This window comes from Desulfovibrio sp. DV (assembly GCF_001936595.1).
In the GTDB taxonomy this organism is placed as follows: Bacteria; Desulfobacterota; Desulfovibrionia; order Desulfovibrionales; family Desulfovibrionaceae; genus Solidesulfovibrio.
In genome coordinates this window covers 11,523-32,087 of record NZ_MLBG01000001.1, presented here as the reverse complement: position 1 = coordinate 32,087, position 20,565 = coordinate 11,523, and the positions used below count along the sequence as shown (strand labels likewise).

The following is a 20,565-nucleotide window of genomic DNA, read 5'->3' as shown; positions in this document are numbered from 1 at the left end:
CCTATGATCGGTCTCTACATTGGGTCCACCCAGGGATATTCGGGAAAAAACCTCGTCACCCTGGCCCTGGGACAGCATTTCCAGCGCGAAGGGCAGCGTATCGGCTACATGAAGCCCATCGGCGCCGTGCCCCACAAGATCGGCAACCAGATCGGCGACGAGGACGCCTACTTCATGCAGCAGGCCCTGGGCCTGTCCGAAGACCCGTCCCTGGTCACCCCGGTGGTCATCACCCGCGATTTCCGGATGCGGGCCTTCCTCGAAGACTGCGCCAATCTGTTGCCGGGCATCGTCGACAGCTATAAAAAACTTTCCGCAGACAAGGACCTCATGCTGGTCGGCGGCTCGGGCAGCTTCCTCTACTCCGGCAAATACTGCGGCGTGGACGGCGTGACCGTGAGCCAGGCCATGGGCGCCAAGGTCATCCTGGTCGACCGCTATCTCCAGGAATACAACTACGACTATCTGGCCGCCGCCAAGGAGGCCCTGGGCGACGATCTGGTCGGCGTCATCTTAAACGACGTGCCCGAACACTTCCGCGAGGAAGCCGAAACGCTCATCACCCCGTTCCTCAAGCGCCGGGGCGTGGACGTCCTTGGCATCGTGCCCCACGATCCCATCATGTTCGCCGTGCGCGCCTCGGATCTGGCCGTGGGCCTTGGCGGCCGCCTCGTCACCGCCGCCCCCAAGACCGACAAACTGGTGGTCAATTTCCTGATCGGCACCATGCAGATCGAAAACTTCGTGACCTTTTTCAAGCGCCAGAAAGACGTGGCCATCCTGTGCGGCGGTGACCGGTCCGATTTGCAGCTCGTGGCCCTGGAAGGCAACTGCTCGGCCCTGATCTTAACCGGCAATCTCTATCCCAACGACATGATCCTGGCCAAAGCCGAAGACAAGGGCGTGCCCGTCATCGTGGTGCGCGACGACACCTTCTCCGTGGCCAAGAAGATGGAGCTCATGCTTACCCGGGAAAAGCTGCGTGACCGGTCGCGCATCGAGCACGGCACCAAGATCGTCCAGCAGGCGGTCAACATGGCGTTGCTTAAAAAGAACCTCGGCCTGTAGCAGGCACGGCCCTCCCGGAGCGCGCTCACGGTCCCGTTCCGGGAGGCCCTGTCCGATAAAGCGGTTTGGCTCGCACCCCGATCCCTCGCGGCGATGGGACCGGGAGCGGCTGGTCTAATTTCCAACCAAAAGGAGCGTGAGACAATGTCGTGGGTCCAACAGTACCAACCGCTGGGGAGCGTGGCCATGTCCGCGTTGGTCGCGGGCATTCCCTTGTACATTCTCTTCTTCATGCTGGCGGTCAAACGCATGGCCGGCCACAAAGCTGCCTTTGCCGCCACGGCCGTGGCCGTGCTGCTGTCCATTTTCGCCTGGAACATGCCGGCTGATCTGGCCATCGGCGCCACCCTCTACGGTGCGGCCTTCGGCCTTTTCCCCATCGTCTGGATCGTCATCACCGCCATCTGGGTCTACAACATGACGGTCGAGTCCGGCGAATTCAACATCATCAAAAACTCCCTGGCCCAGATCACCGACGACCGTCGGCTCCAGGCCATTTTCATCGCTTTCGCCTTCGGCTCCTTCATTGAAGGCACGGCCGGCTTCGGCACGCCCGTGGCCATCACCGCCGCCATGCTGGTGGGCCTTGGCTTCAACCCGCTCTACGCCGCCGGCATCTGCCTGATCGCCAACACCGCGCCGGTCGCCTTCGGCGCCATCGGCATCCCCATCGTGGTCGCGGCCAAGGTCACCGACCTCGACATGATGAAGATCAGCGCCATCTGCGGTCGCCAGTTGCCCTTCCTGTCCATCATCGTCCCGATGTGGATCTCGGTGACCATGTGCGGCTTCAAGCGCACCATGGAAATCCTGCCGGCCGTCATCATCGCCGGTGTGTGCTTTGCCGGTTCCCAGTTCCTGGTCTCCAACTACGTCGGCCCCTACCTGCCCGACATCATCTCGGCCATCGTCACCATCATCGGCCTTGGCCTGTTCCTCAAGGTCTGGAAGCCCAAGCAGACCTGGCACTTCCCGGACGAGCCGCCGGCGGCCAGCCGCGTCGTGGCCTCGGAATTCTCGGGCGGCGAGATCTTCCGCGCCTGGCTTCCCTACATCATCCTGGCCGTCATGGTCTTTTTCTGGGGCATCGATTCCTTCAAGGCCATTTTGGACAAGATCTTCCTCATGAAGTTCGAGTGGCCGGGCCTGCATAACCTGGTCATGAAAACCGTCCCCATCGTGGCCAAGGATACCCCGTATCCGGCCGTTTTCAACCTCAACCTGCTGTCCACCCCGGGCACGGCCATCCTGTTTGCCGGCCTGATCTCCATCCTCTTCATGCCCGGCTATGGCTTCGGCAAGGGCTTTGCCTGCCTGCTTCGCACCATCAAGCAGCTGCGCTGGCCCATCGCCACCATCGCCATGATCCTGGGCCTGGCCTACATCATGAACTACTCGGGCATGAGCTCGTCCATGGGTCTGGCCTTTGCCGCCTCCGGCGCGCTGTTCCCGTTCTTCTCGCCGATCCTCGGCTGGCTGGGCGTGTTCCTGACCGGTTCGGACACCTCGTCCAACGCCCTGTTCGGTTCGCTGCAAAAGACGACCGCCCAGCAGATCGGCGTCGACCCGCACCTGACCGTGGCCGCCAACTCCTCCGGTGGTGTTACCGGCAAGATGATCTCGCCCCAGTCCATCTCCGTGGCCACCGCGGCCTCGAACATGGTGGGCAAGGAAGGCGACATCTTCCGCTTCACCCTGCCCCACTCCCTGGCCATGCTCGGCTTTGTCGCCGTGCTGACCTTGCTGCAGGCCTACGCCCTGAAGTGGATGCTGCCGTAACCTTAAACCGCGCATAGACCCAGGTACGGCCGGCTGCGCGTCCTGCGTCGCCGGCCGTGCCTTTTACGCCATCCGACGAAAGAGAGGTTCCCATGACGACCCCCAATCTGGTCGAACTGCTGACGCAAAAGGCCTCCCTGGTCTCGGCCGTGGTGCGGCCCGTCGCTTCCATGGACGAAGCCATGGCCTATGTGACCGACGTGTGCGTGGGCAAAGAGGCCTGCCAGATCCTGGCTTCGGGCTGTGACGCCCCCCTGTCCGGCACGGCCGAAGCCCTGTGTGAAACCAAACAGGAAAAAATCATCTGCGCGCCGCAAATGCCGGCCGAGGCCATGGAGACGCTCTCCGGCCTGTGCGCCGAAAAGGGCATCAGCCTGATCACCTCGGGGATGCGCTCGCGCCTGGGCGGCATCGACATCGGCCTGACCATGGCCGTTGCCGGCATTGCCGAAACCGGCACGGTCGTTGTGCGCTCGATGAGCGAGGAAGTGCGTCTGGCCAGCATGGTGGCCGAAATCCACATCGCCGTGCTGCCGGCCTCGTCCATCGTGGCCGATTCCTACGCCCTGGAACCGAAACTCGTCGAATGGATGGCCCAGCCCGACTACACGGCCTTTGTCACCGGCCCCAGCCGTACCGCCGACATCGAACGGGTGCTGGCTCTTGGCGTGCACGGCCCGCTGGAACTGCACATCCTCATCCTGGAGGACAAGTAGATGCAAGACGCCACCACCCTCAAAGAGTATCGCCAGCAGCTGCGCGAAGCTCTGGACAATGAATTTCAGCGCCAGGCCCTCGACAAGTTCGCCGTGGCCTACCGCACCTCCCGGGCCAACGCCTTTGCCGGCATCGACGCCCCGGAGTTGATCGCCGAGATCGCCGCCGCCAAGGACGTGGCCATCGACCAGCTGGAAGAGCTTTTCCAGGAGTTCAAGCGCCACGCCGAAGCCGCCGGCACCACGGTCCATCTGGCCGCCACCGCCCACGAGGCCAATGAGATCATCGCCCGCATCGCCAAGGAAAATAACGTCAAGACCATCGTCAAGTCCAAGTCCATGACGGCCGAGGAGACGCACTTAAACGACCACCTCGAGGCCGAGGGCCTGGAAGTCACGGAAACCGACCTTGGCGAATGGATCATCCAACTGCGCCATGAAGGCCCGACCCACATGGTCATGCCGGCCATCCACCTGTCCCGCTACCAGGTGGCCGACCTCTTCTCCGAAGTCACCCAGAAACAGCAGGATGTGGACATCCAAAAGCTGGTCAAGGTGGCCCGGCGCGAACTGCGCCCCAAATTCTGCCAGGCCGACATGGGCATCTCCGGCGCCAACTTCGCCATCGCCGCCACCGGCACCATTGGACTCATCACCAACGAAGGCAACGGCCGGCTGACCACCACCCTGCCGCGGGTCCATGTGGCCCTGGCCGGCATCGACAAGCTCATGCCGACCCTGCACGACGCCCTGCGCATCATCCGCTGCCTGCCCAAAAACGCCACCGGCCAGGCCATCACCTCCTATGTCACCTGGATCACCGGAGCCGTGCCCTGCGAAGTCGGCCCGGAAGGCAAGAAGGTCAAGCACGTGGTCTTTTTGGACAACGGCCGTATGGCCATGGCCAAGGACCCGGAATTCAAGCAGGTGCTGCGCTGCATCCGCTGCGGGGCCTGCGCCAACGTCTGCCCCATCTACCGGCTGGTCGGCGGACACAAGTACGGCCACATCTACATCGGAGCCATCGGGCTGGTGGCCACCTACTTCTTCCACGGTCGGGAGGCGGCCAAGAACCTTGTGCAGAACTGCCTCAACTGCGGGGCCTGCAAGGCCGTGTGTGCCGCCGGCATCGATCTGCCGACCCTGATCAAGGAAGTCCACGCCCGCATCCAGGACGAAGAAGGCCATCCGCTCTATTCCTCGGTGGCCGGGCAGGTGCTTAAAAACCGCAAGCTCTTCCACACCATGCTCAAGTCCGCCAGGTTGCTGCAAAAGCCGGTCACCGGCGGCACGCCCTATCTGCGCCACCTGCCCATGTTCCTGTTCAAGGACCAGGATTTCCGGGCTCTCCCGGCCGTGGCCGACGAAGCCTTCCGGGATCGCTGGGAAAAGATCAAGCCGCATGTGACCGGGGCCAACCTCCGGGTGGCGCTGTTCTCCGGCTGCGTGCAGGACTTTGTCTATCCCGAGCAGATGGAAGCGGCGGTGTCGGTCATTGCCACCAAGAAGGGCGTGGCCTTGGAATATCCCATGGGCCAGTCCTGCTGCGGCCTGCCGCTGATGATGATGGGCGAGAAAAAGGCCGGCCGGGAACTGGCCGCCCACAACATGAACGCCATCGACGCCCAGGATTTCGACTACATCGTGACCATGTGCGCCTCCTGCGCCTCGTACCTCAAACACGGCTACAAGCGGCTTTTCGCCGATGATCCGGCCATGGCCTACAAGGCCGCCCAGTTCGCCCACCGGGTCATCGACTTCAGCTCGTTTGTGCGCGACGTGCTCGGCATCACCGATGAGGCCTTTGCCGGGCCGGAGAAAAAGGTCACCTACCACGCCCCCTGCCACCTGTGCCGGGGCCTTGGCGTGACCGAAGCTCCCCGGGCGCTCCTTGGCGTTGCCGGGCTGGAATACGTGCCGGCCGAAGAGGAGGACGTGTGCTGCGGCTTTGGCGGCACCTTCTCGGTAAAGTTTCCGGAACTGTCCAAGGAACTGCTGACCAAAAAGATCAACAACCTCAAGGCCACCGGCGCAACTGCCATGGCCACCGACTGCCCGGGTTGCATCATGCAGATCCGCGGCGGCTTCGAACACGACAAGACCCCCTTTGAGGTACGCCACGTGGCCGAGTATCTGGCCGAGCGCCTCAAGCGCAAATAGGGGCAGCCTTCCGTTTCGCCCTGTCCAAGGCCGCGCCCCGTGTCGCGGCCTTTTTTATGGTGGGTAAGCCGAAGCCCTTGTATCGACGGGCAGCCCGGCGTACTGGACGAAACAGTTCAAGTCCCAAGGAGGACGTATGCACTACCCCAGACCGAGCTTCCCTCGGCTTCGATCCTTCGCAGCCGTCGTTACCCTGGGCGTCCTGGCAATTGGCTGTCTTGCGGGCTGTTCCGGCGACAATGTCCGCGCCAACCTCCATGCGCTTGTTGAAAAACAGCGCCTTGTCGGCAAGCTGCAACAGAGCCTGCTCCTGGCCTCGGATGCCGAAAATAATGTCCTGCTCTCACCCGTCGAGGCCGATGCCAAGGCCTATGCCGCAACCACACGCGAGGCCCTTGCCGCCGGCACAGAACAGCTGGGCACCCTGGATGGACTGGTGCAACAAGGCAAAAATACGAAGGAAATCGAAGCACTGAACATCGTCTCCAGCGATTTCAAGGAACTCTCTGCCACCTATGACGCCCTGCTTGGACTGCTTGGCCGCAATACCAATGTGCGCGCCGCCCAATTGTCGCGCAGCGAGGCGTCCCAGGCCGTCCTGCGTCTGCAACAGGCCCTTGGCCCCATCATCGACAGCCAGAACTGTGCCGCGTCCAAGGACGCCTCGCGGGTGATCACCGCCGCCCTGTCCATCCTGGCCCTGCACCCCCGGCATATCGATGAAAGCACGGCCGCCGGCATGGATGCCCTGGAGGCGTCCATTGGCGATGCCAACCAGATCGCACGCACTGCGTTGGCGGAGCTTGGCCGGTTGCCGGATGGAGATGCCAGCCTTCGGGAAGCCGCCCGCCAGGGCCAAGCCGCGTATGCCGCCTTCTGGGAGCTCAATCAGGTCGTTGTCGCCCTTTCCCGGGAGAATACCAATGTCGAGGCGGCGGCCCTCTCCATGGGCCGCAAACGGTTGCTCCAGGCGAAAATCCTGTCTGATGTGGAAAAATTGTCCGCTGTCATCAGCGAAAGAGAGTTTTCAGCCACCAGATAACGACACGCCGGCCACTGTCGCGCCTTCGACCGGACGCAAGGGCCATAGGCTTGTCTGGGTGGCCTGAAATCGCAGACACAAGGGGCCGTCATCCGGGGTGACGGAGATCTGACCACCAACGGGAAACGCCCGGGGACTTGCGTCTCCCGGGCGTTTCTCACAATGCGGACCAAAAAGCTCGAATCAGGCGTCCGGGAAGGGACGACCGGCCGGCCAGTGCGGCGACACAAAGACGCCGGATTTGCCGCCGGCCTTGTAGAGCAGCCGGATTTCGCCGATGACGATGTCCTTTTGCACGGCCTTGCACATGTCATAGATGGTGAGCGCCGCAACCGAGGCCGCAGCCAGGGCTTCCATCTCAACGCCCGTCTCGGCGGTGGTGGAGGCCTCGGCTTCCACCCGGACGATGGCCGCCGCTCGGTCCACGTCGAAACGCACGTCGGCAAAGGCCAGGGGCAGGGGATGGCACAGGGGAATCAGATCGGAGGTGCGCTTGGCCGCCATGATGCCGGCGATCTTGGCCGTGGCCAGGGCATCGCCCTTGGGCAGGGCGGCAGTGGCGAGAAGGGCCATGGTTGCAGCGGAGAGGCGCACCTCGCAGCCGGCAATGGCCAGACGGCGCGTCTTGGACTTGCCGCCGACATCCACCATGCGGGTGCGGCCTTCGGCGTCGATGTGGGTAAAGCCTTCGCTCATGACTGCCTACTTGAAGTCCGGGACTTTGACCTTGCGGTCGATGCGCTTGGCGGCGGTGGCGTCTTCCCGGGCCTTGGCCTCGTCGCCAAGCTTCACATACAGCAGGGCTCGGTTGCCATAGGCCTCGGCCAATTTGGCGTCGGTCTCCACCGCCTTGGTGTAGTCGGCCAGGGCGAGCTGCAGGTCCTGTTTGGCCTCATGGCACATGCCGCGCAGGTTGTAGGCGCTGGCTAGGTTCTTGGCATCCACCGCCGGATTGGCAATGATGCGGCTAAAGGCCGCAATGGCCGTGTTCATATCGCCCTTGGTGGCAGCGGCCATGCCTTCGCCGTAATCCTGGGTCGGATCAGCCTGGGCCATGGCCGGAAAAGCCAGGACGAGCCCCAGAAGCAGCAGCGCCGTACGGATGCGATTACCCATTTCAGTTCCCCATGGCCTCTTTGGCTTTGCGAAAGAAACTCTTCACTTTTTTCATGGGCTTTTGCTCGTCGAGGGACTCGAACTCGCGCAAAAGCTCTTCCTGCTTCTTGGTCAGCCCGCGCGGCGTCACCACCGTCACATGGACGAGCAGATCGCCCCGACGGCTGGACCCCGGTATGGGCAGTCCCAGGCCGCGCAGGGAAAAGACCTCCCCGCTCTGGGTGCCCTTGGGGATTTCCATGGACTCCTCGCCGTCCAGGGTCGGCACCTCGATCTTGTGGCCAAGGGCGGCCTGAACAAAGGTGATGTCCTGACGGTAGAGGAGATCCTGGCCCTGGCGTTCAAAGACCTTGTCCTGCTCCACATGGAGGATGACATAAAGGTCGCCGGGAGGACCGCCGTGCAGTCCCGGGTCGCCCTCGCCGCGAAGGCGCAGGCGGCTGCCGTCGTCCACGCCGGCCGGCACGCGGACCTTGAGTTCCCGGGTCTGGCGGGTGATGCCCCGGCCGCGGCACTCCTTGCAGGGCGTGGCGATCACGCGGCCCTCGCCCCGGCAGACCGGGCAGGCGACGGCGATGCGGAAAAAGCCCTGGCTCTGGATCACCTGACCGGCCCCGCCGCACTGCTGGCAGGTCTCGGCCGAGGTGCCGGGCTCGGCCCCGGAACCGTTGCAGACGTGGCACTGGACGTTTTTGGGAATTTTTAGCGTGACCTCGGTCCCCTTGGCCGCATCGCGGAAGGGCACGGTCAGGTCGTAGCGCAGATCGTTTCCGGCCTGGGGCCGGGGACCACGCGAGGTGCGGCCGCTGAAGCCGAAAAACTCCCCGAAAATATCGGAAAACGCACTGAACACGTCGTCAGTGCTGCCAAAACCGCCAAACCCGTTGCCACCCATGCCTTCATGGCCGAAACGGTCATAGCGGGCCCGGTTTTCCGGGTTGCGCAACACCTCGTAGGCCTCGGCCGCTTCCTTGAACTTGGACTCGGCCTCGGGATCGTCCTGGTTGCGGTCGGGGTGGAACTTGAAGGCCTGCTGACGATAGGCCTTCTTGATCGTTTCCTCGTCGGCGTCGCGTTCAACGCCGAGAATTTCGTAATAATCCCGGGGCATTGTTTCTTCTAGTTGTTTTCAGGAAGCACGACGCCCGCTTCCACAATGGACTCGGCCGGCAACACTTCGCCGGCAGCAATCTCCCGCAGGGCGGTGACGACTTCCTTGTTCTTGCACTCGACCAGCGGCTCATAGCCTTCACGATACTGGTGCACCCGCTTGATGGCCATCTGCACGATGAGGAAGCGGTTGTTGATTTTTTCCAGGCAATCTTCAACGGTGATACGCGCCATGCGATTCTCCTTGCACGTTGGATGCGGTAGGACGTGTTGCCGGTGCGCGGTTGCGCTACCCTGGTAAGACGTTATTTCGCCGCGTCAAGGGGCCTTCCCCCTGATCGGCCGGGTTGGCCCAGCTGGTCGGACGATTGAATTCCAACGCGAAACATTGACTGGTATTCCATCGTCCGTTAGGAGTCAAGCCCAACCTGCCGTCCCTTCAAAGGCCCCGGCAGCGGGAGCCTGCTGCCGCGAGACCGCGGCCACCGCGCCATGCCAACAATACAATGTCCCAATTTCCTTCGCTTTCGTCTGTTATCCAACAAGACGAATTGAATCCGGCCCACAAAAAACAAGGATCAACTTGACAAAACTGCTGTCTGTGTTTTTTTAGTCCCACTCTCAGAAACCGGCCTCAACACACATTGCAGGGCAACTCCCATGAAATTGACCCATTTAACAATCAAGACCCGCCTTTTCATTCTTCTCGGCGCGTCAATCCTGTTCCTTGCAATTCTTGGAATATACAGTCTCCAGGGCATTTCCCGAATGAATGCGTCTGAAAACATTCAAATCGGCAACTTCTCCCGCATAACCCTTGCCGTCAATCAGGCGCGCTCGGCGCAAGTCGCATTCAAAAAGCAGGTCCAGGAATGGAAGAATATGCTGCTCCGGGGCAATGATACTGCCCAATACACAAAATATACGGCCTTGTTTAATGATGAACATGCTGTCGTTCTGGCCACGCTGCAAGCCCTGGCGACAACCATGCAACAAATTGGAATTCCAACGGATAGCGTTGAAAAAACTATCCGGGTCCATAGTCTGTTGCATGAAAAATACTTGGCGGCCTTGAAACAATTCGATGCCAGCGACGCGGCTGCCGGGAAAAAAGTCGATGCGCTTGTCGCCGGCATCGACCGTGAGCCCACCCAGGCCCTCGACGCTATCGTGCATGACATCTCAGCCCGCAGCGACGCCATCCAGGAGCAGGCCACCCAGGAGTCACGCGGCCTGTACGCCGATGTCCGACTGCGCATCATCCTGGTCATCAGCCTCGCCTTTGTCATCCTCACCACCCTGTCCAGCATCATTATCCGGACCATAACCGGACCGCTCAACAAGAGCCTGACCTTTGCCAAGGCCGTGGACTCCGGGCAACTCGACGCTCCGCTGGCCGTGACCGGTTCGGATGAAGTGGCCCGGCTGGCTGACGCCATGCGCAACATGGTTGCCGGGCTCAAGGAAAAAATGGGCCAGGCTGCGCTTAAAACCACCGAAGCGACTGTGGAGGCCCAAAAGGCCCAACAGGCTCTGGAAACCGCTGCCGCTGAAACCCGGCGGGCCGAGGAAGTCCGCAATGCCCTGCTGCAGGCCGCCTCCCAACTGGAGGAAGTCGTAGCGGTCGTTTCTGCGGGATTTGAAAAGCTGACCGCCATGATCGAGCAGTCCAACCAGGGTGCCCGGGAACAGGCGCATCGCATCGATGCCACGGCCACGGCCATGGACCAAATGAACGCGACCGTGCTCGATGTGACGAAAAACGCCTCCCAGGCGGCTGAAACCGCGAATTCCGCCAGACGCAAGGCCCAAAACGGCGCTCAGATCGTCACCCAGGCCGTTGTGAGCATCGCTGAGGTGCAAAATCAGGTCCTGGGCCTCAAGTCCAGCATGACGGCCCTTGGGCAGCGGGCCGAGGGAATCGGCACGATCCTCGGCGTCATCTCCGATATCGCCGACCAGACCAACCTATTGGCCTTGAATGCCGCCATCGAAGCGGCCCGGGCCGGCGACGCCGGCCGTGGGTTTGCGGTCGTGGCCGACGAAGTGCGGAAACTGGCGGAAAAAACCATGACCGCCACCAAGGAAGTGGGAGCTGCCATCAGCGGCATCCAGTCCGGCGCCCAGGACAACATCGCCAACGTCGAAAAATCCTACAGCATGATCAATACCGCCACGGATCTGGCCAACACCTCCGGAGAGGCCCTGGAGGCCATCGTTTCCCTGGTCGATCTGACGACCGATCAGGTGCGGGCCATTGCCACGGCCTCGGAGCAGCAGGCATCGACCAGCGAAGAGATCAAACGGACGATTGACGATATCAACACGATCTCCGCCCAGACCTCCGAGGCCATGGGCGAGTCCGCCCATATTGTCGGAGACTGCACCCGCCAGGTCGATGTGCTCAAACGGCTGATCATGGAGATGCAGGGCGACAGGCAAGACGCAAAGACCGGCAGACGCGCGCTTTCCTGAGAAACGCGAGAGACCGGCGCTTCCCCGCCGGGCAGGCGTTCAGGCCTGCCCGGCCCCGGCAGCAGGAGCCCTGTCCCGGTCAGGCCCGAACGTCTGCCACCCCCACCCGTGCGGCACCACGGCCGACTCCCGGGCCAGCCGCAACAGCCCCTGCCCGGACCTAATAGGCGAGCCTGCCCAGGGACTTCAAAATAAGCGTGGCCCCCATGGCGAACATGCCCATGAGCCCCATGCCGCAGGAAAAGCCGGCCAGCAGGACCGGGGCATACTGCCGCCAGCGCTTCCCGTAATGCTTGAGGAAATAATAGCGCCCCAAAAGCGCCCCCACCACTTCAAGGATAAGCCCATGGGGCACGCTCTGGCCCATGCCGCGCACGATGCCGTAGACCAGAAGCACCGGTAGGCCGAAAATCATGAGCAGCACGTAGACAATCAGGCCAAGGCCCAGGCCGGCGCTGACAAACCAGCCATTTAAGGCCTGGAAAAAGAGCGAGTTGCCCTCCAGGGTGGAGGTCTGCATGAGCAGGGAATTAAGGGCCTGCAGGTGCCACAGTTCCTGGGCATACGGGTAGCTGGCCGACGGGATGGGGGCGAGCTGCCAGATGAACTGGGAAAAAAGCAGGCTGGCCACCATGACCACCGGAAAGACCACGATCTCGGCCTTTATGATGCCGCGAAGGCTGGTGCCGGTCAGCTCGATTTCCCGGAAATCCACGGTCGCCTTGCCGTAGTTGTGGATGGGGATGGGGGCATACCAGATTTCGATGCCCTGGTAGCCGAAAAAGCGCGCCCCGGCGATAAAGCTGGCCTCGCGCACCAGCGGCAGGCTGACGAACTGGCCGGCGATGCCTTCCATCCGGGCGGTGATATAGGAAATGACCGGGGTGTAGACGAAGCCGTAGAGCACGAAAAAAAGCCAGGGCAATTGCGGCACCAAAAACAGGCACATGCCGATATAGGCCAGGGTGGAAAAGACGTAGATGGCGATGGACACCCAGAAATTGATGTCGCCCCTGGCCTTGTTGGTGTCAAAGAGCGCCTTGTAGGCCGCCCCCCCCACCCCGCCCTTTTGCAGCGACCGGACCACCTGCCACACGCCGATGACGCCGATGGCCAGGCCCAGGCCGATGCCAAACGACATATAGAAGTCGAAGTTGTTGGCAAAGACCGTGTCCACCGTGCCCATGCCCTGCCGCCAGCGGTGCAGGATGCCGTGGGAATAAAGGATGGGGTTGGCCACCACGGTGATGACCAGTCCGACCAGCCCGCCGATGACGGCCCAAAACGGCAGCACCATGCCGGTAAAGACCAGCCCCAGATCAAACTGGATGCCGGTGGCCACGGCCGGCAGCCAGGCCTCGGTATTGCGGGTGAAATCGGCCCAGGGAATGGGGATCAGACGCACGGGCTCGGTAAAAACAAGCCCGGAGACCACCGGGAAAAGGACATAGATGGCGCCAAAGGCCAGCCCGATCATGCCGCCGATGGAAAAGACCCGCCATTTCCAGCCGGTCTTGCGGTCCTCGGTGGATTCAGCCAGGGCCATGGTGCCCAGAGCCCCGACCGGGGCCATGGGGAACGGCAGTTTTTCCACATCGGAGGTGATGCGGTACAGGGCATAGCCCAGGCCGAAATGGTCGATGCGCTGGATGATTTGGGAGCCGACCAGGAGCAGGATGGGGACCAGCCAGTCGCGGTGGAGAAAAGTGCGGGCCAGAAGCGAGTCGGATTCCGGCCCCGGGGCCACCCATAGCGGAATGAGGTCGGTCAGTCCCAGCATCTTGGCCGCATCGGACTGGACCAGATACTGGTTCCACAGGAGTCCATGAAACGGCGAGGCCATGGCCGCCCCGGCCATGTAATAGAGCAGGAAGATTTCCTGCTGTTTGAGTTCCGTATAGGCCCGCTTGGCGATCTCGGCAAAAAGAATGATGGTCACCCACCGGGCGGCCGGGCCGATGCCGGTGCCGATGACCAGCTGGAGATACATGCTGCCCGGCATCATGAGAAAGCCGATGAAGACCGCGCCGACAATGGTCTTCCAGTCGAAGCCCTCTTCGAAATGGGTCGGCGTGGGGAGCAGGTCCCGGTATTCGGCTAACTCTTTGTCATCGTACATCGGGTCGTCCTAATTCGGCAGCACGAGATAGCTCTGCCCGGTCCACAGTCCGATCAGCGCAAATACGCCGCCCATGAGAAAGTCGCCCAGGATCAGGCCGATAAACAGCAATCGCACCCGTTTCAAAAGGACGATGCCGCCATAGCGAAGCGTCAGATGGTTGCACAGCCAGCCAAGAAAGAACGAGAACCACAGGATGCGCATGGATGAGCTGTACATGGTGAGAAAGCCCAGGGGATGGATGGGCCACCAGTAGAAATGCTGGTAGGCCACGACCAGGGCGAACATCACCACCGCCCCGGCCAGGGTGAAGCCGATGACGGCGTGGTTGGAGCCGGCCGGGGCTTCGATCAGGCGCTGGACGTTTTCATAGACCGTGCTGACGGTCTGCGTTTCCCAGTCCACCTGCAAATCGCGCAGCCCGTACTTGTGGCAAACGGCCAGCATGGCCAGGAAGGACACGGCCACGGCTGCGGCAATGGCCAGGACAATGGCGGCCAGATAGAGCTTCTTGGGGCTTTTTTTCTCGCCCACCTTGGCCGCGTGGAAAAGGGACGGCAAAAGCGATTCGCGCAGATCGACAAAGAGCATTTTCTGCATGACGGCGGCCATGAGAAGGCCCAGGCGGCTGAAGATGCCGGTGCCGAAAAAGGCCAGCAGGCCGTCGGTCGGCGCGGCGGTCAGGGTGAAATAGGCGATGCCGCCCTGGCAGATGATGCGGCTGGCCACCAGCATGACCATGAAAAACGCGCCAAGGAGCAGCACGGCCTGGCCAAGGGGCATCCCAAAGGACACGCTCCAGGCCACAAGAGCCCCGCCGCCAAGGACCAGCCCCCACAGCGAGGCCGGCGCGCCCACCCACTCGGCCTCATCCGGGCCGCGAAAGCGAAAGCGCACGGCGTCCTTGGCTGTCTCGTAGAGATGATGGCGGGCCAGCCACAGGAGAAACAGGAAAAAGACGCCATAGGCCCCGATCATCTGTGTTTCCTCGGGGGAGGTCAGGGTCGGGCCGAAGGTGACGCCAAGGGCCGAGGCCGGGATATGCTGGCCGATGATGTCAAAGACGCCGTAGACAAAGCCGCCCAGGAGAAAAAAGAGCCAGAAGCTCAAGGAGATCTGGCGGGACGTCAGGTAGGCAAAGCCGATGAAGGCCGGGTAGAAATAGATCTTGAGCTTGGTAAAGCCCGAAAAAAGCCCGGTTTTGGGAAAATACGGCCCGGCCAGGATCAGCGTCGGAATCTGGGGCACGGACGGATCGTAAAAGGCGATGCCGTTTATGGTATGCAGGAGCAGGCTGAAAAAAGGCCGCACAGCAAAAATCGGTCGGTGAAAAAGCCCGACAGCCCGCCGGTATCCACTGCGCCGGTGAGCATTTCCGGCAGGCGCAGCAGCGGGAAATTCATGCGCTCGTTGGACACCCACTGCCGGGAAAAGAGATTGGTCAGGCACAGGAGCACGAAATAGCACAGGCCGATAAAGACGGCCCAGGTGGCAAGCGGCCCGACCCAGGCCCCCCAGGGGATGGCGGCCAGCACGCGGTCCCAGGGCATGGTGTAGCCGCCGGCCAAGCCGTTATAAAGCGTCTCCACGGCCTCGGGATCGGCCGGATACCAGCCCGACGGCAAAAGCGGCCCGAACACCGCATTCCACTGGTTGCCCTCGCTCGCGAAATGCAGCGGTGCGGTCAGGCTGATAAAAAACGTGCGGGCAAGGCCGGTGTGGGCCACGCCGGAAACCACGACCATGAGCATCCAGCACACGAGCAGGTCTGTGCCGGTGAGCACGGAGCGGCCGCGAAAGAGTCGGCCAAGCCCGGCAGCCAGCACCGTGAGCCAGGCCAGCAGGAAAAACGGGGCCAGGGGAAAATGGCCGCCGCCAAGGGGTGTCGCGCCCAGATAGAGATTGTTTAAAGGGGTCACGGCGCACACGCCAAGCCCAAGGACCAACCCCAGGGCCACGGCCCGGAAACGAATGGTCCCGGACGTCATGCGGTCCCCTCCCCGGCCGGCTCGTCGCTGCGAAGCCGGGCATTGTAGCCGCCGATGACCTTGTCCTCATAGGAGGTCCGGGTGGATTCCTCCAGGGAGCGCCACACGAGCAGCTGTTTGCGCAGATCGTTTAAAAAGCCCTTGTTAAGCCGCTTCCACATGCCGGCTTCACCGGCCACGCGCGTCAGTTCCACGTCGATTTCCATATAGCCCGGGGTATCCTTGGCCGGCGTAAACACAATGGACATGGACTGTTTGATGCCGAAATCAAAGGGAGCCAGCCAGACCGTGCCGGTCAGGCGCATACAGGCCCGCAAATCGCAGAATTCCGGATGCAGCTCCTTGGGATGCGGCGGCGAACCGGGCAGATCCCAGGGACATTCAAAGGCGTAGTCCACGTCGGCAGTGGCAAAAAGGCCATGGGACACGTCCTGGTGGGACTGGTAATAGTCAAAAAGAAACCCGCCGGCGCATTCCTGCTCGCGCACCTTGACCAGAAACGGCAGCCGGGTGGCGATGACGCCGCCCACGGCCTCGGGCAGGGTCCAGGAACGGTTGACGTCGGGGATGGCGATCTGGCCGGCCACCCTGGACGGATAGATGACCGAGAGCAGCACCACGGCAATGACCAGCAGCATGGCGGCCACGCCGGCCGTGGAGGAATAGTTGGCGGTCATGCCGGCCCACAGGGAGGTGCCCGACAGCAGGCCGGCCGCGGTCTGGGCCAGCAGATAGCCAAGGACCACGCTGATGACGGCAAAGGCCAGGGCCTCGGCGATAAACAGGAACGAGACATGGGACGGGGCCAGCCCCACGGCCGTGTACACGCCGATTTCCCGCTTACGCTCATAAACCGCGCCGATCATGGTATTGAGCACAATCAGCATGGAAATAACCAGGGGAATAAGGATGTTGGGCACGCCGGCATAGCCCAGGGCATCGCCGGCATGGTAGAGGAACACGCCGTCGGCCTGGCCGGAAAAAACCGCCATGCCAAACCGGTCGGCCAGCCGTCCGGCCAGGGTCGCATCGGTTTTGGCCGCCACCTCGCCGCCCTCCGGTCCGGCGGCCGACGGAGCCACCACCACGGATTTGAGCTGCCCGCCAAGGCCGATCAGCGTCTCATAGGGCAAAATCACGACCAGATCGTCGTCGATGTGCTGGTAGCGGCTTTGCAGGCTCTTGACGTCCTCGCCCGACTCGGCCGCCTCCTTCTCGACTTCGCTGACCTCTTTGGACACCTCGGACGGGAAAACCACCGGCATGAGCGGCTCGCCATCAAGATCCGGCCGCTCTTCCAGGGCGTTTTTGCGGAAAAGGCCGCTGACTGTGAACGTCCGGCCAAAAAGCGTCACCCGATCGCCCGGGGCAACGCCCAGGCGCTCGGCCATGGGCACGGGCAGAATGATGGCCGCGCCGTCGCCGGGAGCAAACCAGCTGCCGGCGGCGAGGAGCCCGGCCATGCGCCCCAGATGGGCCTCGTTGGCCGACAGGCCCATGATGCCCTGGACGACCTCGCTGCGCCCGCTGGCCCGGAGGCTGGTGACCGGAGCCACGGTTTTTTCCGGCAGTTCAAGCCAGGCCAGGGGGGCCACCACGTCGGCCGCGCCGTAGGCGTCGGCCACCACAGCCAGGGATTCGGGCGGCAGGGAATGCCAGCCGATATTTTTGAGCAACACCCCCCGGTAGGGTGCCGTATCCGCTATCTGGATCGCACTCTCGTCCCGGGTGGATTTGATGCTCGTAAAGCTCATGATGGTAAAGGTCAGGATGACAAGCGTCAGGCAGGTCAGGGCCGTGCGGATCTTGCGACGCCGTAGGTTGCTCACGCCAATGACGAAGGCCGCGGCAAAGGCGCGCATCCCGCCTATTTCAGTGGATTTGACGTGGGAGGCCCGGCGCTGCAGCGCCGTCATTTCGCGTTCAAAGCGCATGAAGATAATGGCCGCCACCATGACCGACAGGCCCAGGATGAAAAAGGCGATGATGACCACCAGCGGCGAGTAGGTGAGCTTAAAGGCCGGGTGGACGGCGTAGACAACGGCAATGACGGCGGTGAGCGTCCCCAGGAAGGCGGCGATGCGCTTGTGGATGTCGGCGTAGTTAAAGACCACCCGCTCCACGCAGTAGGCAAAGGGGATAAAGAGCGCGATGTAAAAAAGGACGCCGAGAAGCACGTCGCGCTGGGTCTTTTCCACGTCGTTGTAAACCCGAACGGCCAAGGCCCAACTGGCCCGGGCCGCCGTCACCATGGCCTCGTAGTGTCTGGCCTCGCCGGCAGCCCAGGCCTGGGCATACAACGAGCGCCCCTGGTCGGTCAGGTCGCGGATGCGCTCGCTGACGATGCCGTGGGCTTCGAGGTTGGCAATGCGCGGTCCGACCAGGGCCCACATGTCGCGTGCGCCGAGCAGTTCCGTGGTCGGCAGCACAGGGTAGGCATCGACAGGATAGCCCACTCCCGTCGGATGCTCGGCATCGGCGTTTAAGAGCAGGAGTTTCCGGGCCAGGACCGTGTCGGACAGGATGCACTTAAACGGTGTTCCCGGTTCGAGAAAAATGGAGAGCAGGGTGGAATCAAGCGTGTCCAGACGGCTGAACCAGGAACGCATGGGGGGAGCCTCGCGCCGGGCATCGAGGAGTTCGATGCGGGTGAAATAGCGAAACGAGCGCGGGTCAAAGGCGGAAAAGAGCGTGGTCTGGTCGCAACCGAACATGATCAGGTCGGTTTCCATGGCGTTTCGGTTCATCTTGATCCGATACGCATCCTTGCCGGTCTGCTTCTTGTCGATGGCCCAGACAGCCGAGCCGGTGTCGGGATCAAACCGGAAACCTTCGATGACGGCTTTGTCCAGCACGTACTTCTTGTTGGCCAGCCCACCCACCCGAAACTGGCCCCGGGCGTCGGTTATGGCGTAAAATCGGGTCTTGCCCTGGTAGACGCACACCACGGTGTCGGGAGCCGCCCGGTCAGGGAAGAGCTCCCCCTGGCGGATGAAGTTGACGCGGCCGGTGAGGCTTGAAAAGACGTTTCGCGGCCGCTTCTCGCCCACCTCGAAATCCGCCCGGGTCATGGCCGTCAGCACCGTCGTCACGAAACGGCTCTGGCGGGCCAGGGAGTCAAAATCCACCAGCCCGGGGGTGTCGCCCGGAGTGCCCCAGGCCAGCCGGGCGTCGTTGACCGTGGCCAGGGTGAAGCCGAGGACGCCGGCGATATTGCCGAATTCGCCGCCCAGGGCCGGCCGGTCGGGTAAAAGCCCCTGCCAGGGGTGCTGGCGGTCGTCGCGCATCCCGTCGCGGTAATAGCCGGCCGGCAGCCCCGCTTCCCTGGCTGCGGCTTCGGCTGCGGCGGCAAGGGATCGGTTGATGCGGCCGTAGGCCTGACCGGGATTGACGTCGGGCTTGACCTCAAAGGCAAAGCCTTTGCAAAAGCTCCCCACCCCGTCGCCGTGGCTGGACAGGTGGAGCGAGGCCTGGGCCACAATATCGCGGTCGCCCACGAGCTTTCGCAGCTCCCGGGCGCTTTCCACGCAGTCGGCTTCGGCCTGGGCTCCGGACCGGGCGCGCAGCAGACGGGCCTTGGTCGCCGGGAGGAGTTCGAGGAGGGCCTGGACCTCGGCCGGGGGAAGCGCACCGAAATCCTCGCGCCACATGAGCCGGCGCAGATCGGCCCGGCGGGCGGCCAGGGCGGCGATGGCCGCTTCGTCGCGGCCCTGGCCGGCCAGGCGCAGGTGCATAAGGCGCGTGGTGACGCTGTCCACTTCGTCTTTGAGGCTTTCAAGCAACGTCTCGCGCAACGAGGCCTGGCCAAGCAGGGCCACAGTCCCGTCGCCGCCGGCGGCCAGAACCTCCAGGGAAGCCAGCACGGCATCGGTCTGGCGCACGCTTTCTTTGATTTCCCGGGACTGGCCGCGCAGATCTTTGCCCTTGCCGCGAAGGGCGGCGAAAAATTCCCGCAGTCCGGCCAGGGACTGGCCGCGCCCGGAGGTAGCCACCAGCAGCGTCGGCCGGGCCGGCGGATTTTCGGCCAACTGCCGGGCCAGACGCACGAGCGTGGCCACCGAGGCGGCCTCGTCGGCTCCCGGAGCCTGCCCCGGGGCATAGGCCGCGGCATCGTAGGCGGCGTCCACCACGGCAAGCTGGCCGGCCAGGGCCGGATCGGCGCCAGGGATGAGGATATGGACGTTTTGCGCCACCACCGGTTCCCAGGCGGCCGTGGCCGCCACGGTGGCGGTCGGGCCGTCGGCGTTGCCGCGAAGGGTTTGGTAGTCGCCCAAAAGCGCTGCCGCGTCCCCGGCGGTGATGCGAAAGCGAGGGAACCGGATCGGAGTCAGTTCGAACTTGTCGCGAAAGACGCCGTTGTCGGCCGGCTGCCCGGCCGGGCTGTCGTCCACATAGACCAGGGCCCTGGCCCCGAGCTGGGCGGCCGCCTGCCAATTGCGCCCGCTTTTGAGGTCCATGAGCACAATGGCACCCTTGACGGCACTCCCCTCAAAATCACGGTAGTCGCCCTGGCCGGCATAGACCACCGGGCCGGCAAGCCCGGCCGGGGGGACCGAGCCCGGCGTGAAAGCATTGAGCGCCAGGGGGGTCAGGGCCGCCTGTCTGCCGCCGGGCACGGACAAGGTGGCCCGGCCGTGGACCATGGCCGGGGCGCGGTAGGACAGCCGCCCCACTTCGCCAACGCCAAGGCTTTTGAAAAAGGCTTCCAGGGCATCGGCCGCCACCCGGCTGCCCGGGGTTCCCGGGGAACGGTCGCCAAGACTGGCCAGGGCGTCGATGACGGCCCGGTCGATGTCGGCGTCGGCCGCGGCCAGCCAGGCCTCGGCCAGGGCCACGCCCTGGGAGGATGCGGCCTCGGCTTTCTTGGCCCGCTTGGCCGCGGCCGGGCCGGCCGTGAGCAGGACCAGCCACAGGATGGCCAGAAGGACGAGACAGGCACGGCCGGGCAGGGTCCGGCCCGGGAGAGATGGGAGGGGCTGGCAGGACATCCGG

At 63.2% G+C, this 20,565-nt stretch carries 14 protein-coding genes and 1 pseudogene; 6 read left to right on the top strand and 9 right to left on the bottom strand.

The genetic code is table 11. The annotated features are described in order from the left end of the window. The first annotated feature begins 3 nt into the window (after positions 1–3). From DVDV_RS00130 to DVDV_RS00110, 5 genes are all read left to right on the top strand, one after another. Positions 4–1,068 (top strand): phosphotransacetylase family protein, encoded by a 1,065-nt coding sequence (locus DVDV_RS00130; protein ID WP_075352717.1) that lies wholly within the window; start codon positions 4–6, stop codon positions 1,066–1,068. 144 nt (positions 1,069–1,212) lie between these two features. After that, positions 1,213–2,847, top strand: coding sequence for an L-lactate permease (locus DVDV_RS00125; RefSeq protein WP_075352716.1), 1,635 nt, complete (start codon positions 1,213–1,215; stop codon positions 2,845–2,847). Between the two features lie 92 nt (positions 2,848–2,939). Continuing rightward, the gene (locus tag DVDV_RS00120) at positions 2,940–3,563 is read left to right on the top strand and encodes a lactate utilization protein (RefSeq protein ID WP_075352715.1); all 624 of its coding nucleotides are present in this window, start codon (positions 2,940–2,942) and stop codon (positions 3,561–3,563) included. Next, positions 3,564–5,723, top strand: coding sequence for an L-lactate dehydrogenase (quinone) large subunit LdhH (gene ldhH / locus DVDV_RS00115; protein ID WP_075352714.1), 2,160 nt, complete (start codon positions 3,564–3,566; stop codon positions 5,721–5,723). Positions 5,724–5,859: 136 nt separating this feature from the next. Further along, on the top strand, positions 5,860–6,765 hold the full coding sequence (locus tag DVDV_RS00110) for a hypothetical protein (RefSeq protein ID WP_075352713.1): 906 nt from the start codon (positions 5,860–5,862) through the stop codon (positions 6,763–6,765). Between the two features lie 183 nt (positions 6,766–6,948). On the opposite strand, the gene moaC is transcribed toward DVDV_RS00110, so the two are convergent. From moaC to DVDV_RS22595, 5 genes are all read right to left on the bottom strand, one after another. Continuing rightward, positions 6,949–7,461: a cyclic pyranopterin monophosphate synthase MoaC gene (gene moaC / locus DVDV_RS00105; RefSeq protein WP_075352712.1), complete on the bottom strand. Its 513-nt coding sequence runs from the start codon at positions 7,459–7,461 to the stop codon at positions 6,949–6,951. Positions 7,462–7,467: 6 nt separating this feature from the next. After that, positions 7,468–7,881, bottom strand: a complete 414-nt coding sequence (locus DVDV_RS00100; protein WP_075352711.1) for a tetratricopeptide repeat protein — start codon at positions 7,879–7,881, stop codon at positions 7,468–7,470. 1 nt (position 7,882) lies between these two features. Continuing rightward, positions 7,883–8,992 carry a molecular chaperone DnaJ gene (gene dnaJ / locus DVDV_RS00095; RefSeq protein WP_075352710.1) on the bottom strand — a complete coding sequence of 370 codons (1,110 nt, stop codon included), beginning with the start codon at positions 8,990–8,992 and terminating at the stop codon, positions 7,883–7,885. A gap of 8 nt (positions 8,993–9,000) precedes the next feature. Beyond that, positions 9,001–9,225, bottom strand: a complete 225-nt coding sequence (rpoZ, locus tag DVDV_RS00090; RefSeq protein ID WP_043638743.1) for a DNA-directed RNA polymerase subunit omega — start codon at positions 9,223–9,225, stop codon at positions 9,001–9,003. Positions 9,226–9,705: 480 nt separating this feature from the next. Then, positions 9,706–10,167: a hypothetical protein gene (locus DVDV_RS22595; RefSeq protein WP_175577030.1), complete on the bottom strand. Its 462-nt coding sequence runs from the start codon at positions 10,165–10,167 to the stop codon at positions 9,706–9,708. Between DVDV_RS22595 and DVDV_RS00085 the strand changes: the two genes are divergently transcribed. Then, the gene (locus DVDV_RS00085; protein ID WP_175577029.1) at positions 10,162–11,466 is read left to right on the top strand and encodes a methyl-accepting chemotaxis protein; all 1,305 of its coding nucleotides are present in this window, start codon (positions 10,162–10,164) and stop codon (positions 11,464–11,466) included. The two genes, DVDV_RS22595 and DVDV_RS00085, sit on opposite strands and share 6 nt — an antisense overlap. Positions 11,467–11,626: 160 nt before the next feature. On the opposite strand, the gene DVDV_RS00080 is transcribed toward DVDV_RS00085, so the two are convergent. From DVDV_RS00080 to DVDV_RS00070, 4 genes and pseudogenes are all read right to left on the bottom strand, one after another. After that, the gene (locus DVDV_RS00080) at positions 11,627–13,585 is read right to left on the bottom strand and encodes a peptide transporter (RefSeq protein WP_075352708.1); all 1,959 of its coding nucleotides are present in this window, start codon (positions 13,583–13,585) and stop codon (positions 11,627–11,629) included. 9 nt (positions 13,586–13,594) lie between these two features. Continuing rightward, complete coding sequence (locus tag DVDV_RS23845) at positions 13,595–13,873, bottom strand: DUF6784 domain-containing protein (RefSeq protein ID WP_368482900.1); 279 nt, start codon at positions 13,871–13,873, stop codon at positions 13,595–13,597. A gap of 192 nt (positions 13,874–14,065) precedes the next feature. Beyond that, positions 14,066–15,573, bottom strand: a pseudogene (locus DVDV_RS00075) (DUF6785 family protein); the annotation flags it as partial. Then, a complete protein-coding gene (locus DVDV_RS00070) occupies positions 15,570–20,561 on the bottom strand; it encodes an FtsX-like permease family protein (RefSeq protein ID WP_083634511.1) in 4,992 nt (1,663 codons plus the stop codon). The gene DVDV_RS00070 and the pseudogene DVDV_RS00075, both read right to left, overlap by 4 nt. Positions 20,562–20,565 lie beyond the last annotated feature (4 nt).

Bases quoted from the DNA above. Each gene is read 5' to 3' on its own strand.
- rpoZ (WP_043638743.1), bottom strand. From the start codon at position 9,225: ATGGCGCGTATCACCGTTGAAGATTGCCTGGAAAAAATCAACAACCGC.
- ldhH (WP_075352714.1), top strand. From the start codon at position 3,564: ATGCAAGACGCCACCACCCTCAAAGAGTATCGCCAGCAGCTGCGCGAA.
- DVDV_RS23845 (WP_368482900.1), bottom strand. From the start codon at position 13,873: ATGTTCGCCCTGGTCGTGGCCTACCAGCATTTCTACTGGTGGCCCATC.
- dnaJ (WP_075352710.1), bottom strand. From the start codon at position 8,992: ATGCCCCGGGATTATTACGAAATTCTCGGCGTTGAACGCGACGCCGAC.
- DVDV_RS00125 (WP_075352716.1), top strand. From the start codon at position 1,213: ATGTCGTGGGTCCAACAGTACCAACCGCTGGGGAGCGTGGCCATGTCC.
- DVDV_RS00130 (WP_075352717.1), top strand. From the start codon at position 4: ATGATCGGTCTCTACATTGGGTCCACCCAGGGATATTCGGGAAAAAAC.
- moaC (WP_075352712.1), bottom strand. From the start codon at position 7,461: ATGAGCGAAGGCTTTACCCACATCGACGCCGAAGGCCGCACCCGCATG.
- DVDV_RS00100 (WP_075352711.1), bottom strand. From the start codon at position 7,881: ATGGGTAATCGCATCCGTACGGCGCTGCTGCTTCTGGGGCTCGTCCTG.
- DVDV_RS00110 (WP_075352713.1), top strand. From the start codon at position 5,860: ATGCACTACCCCAGACCGAGCTTCCCTCGGCTTCGATCCTTCGCAGCC.
- DVDV_RS00120 (WP_075352715.1), top strand. From the start codon at position 2,940: ATGACGACCCCCAATCTGGTCGAACTGCTGACGCAAAAGGCCTCCCTG.
- DVDV_RS22595 (WP_175577030.1), bottom strand. From the start codon at position 10,167: ATGCACGATAGCGTCGAGGGCCTGGGTGGGCTCACGGTCGATGCCGGC.
- DVDV_RS00080 (WP_075352708.1), bottom strand. From the start codon at position 13,585: ATGTACGATGACAAAGAGTTAGCCGAATACCGGGACCTGCTCCCCACG.
- DVDV_RS00070 (WP_083634511.1), bottom strand. From the start codon at position 20,561: ATGTCCTGCCAGCCCCTCCCATCTCTCCCGGGCCGGACCCTGCCCGGC.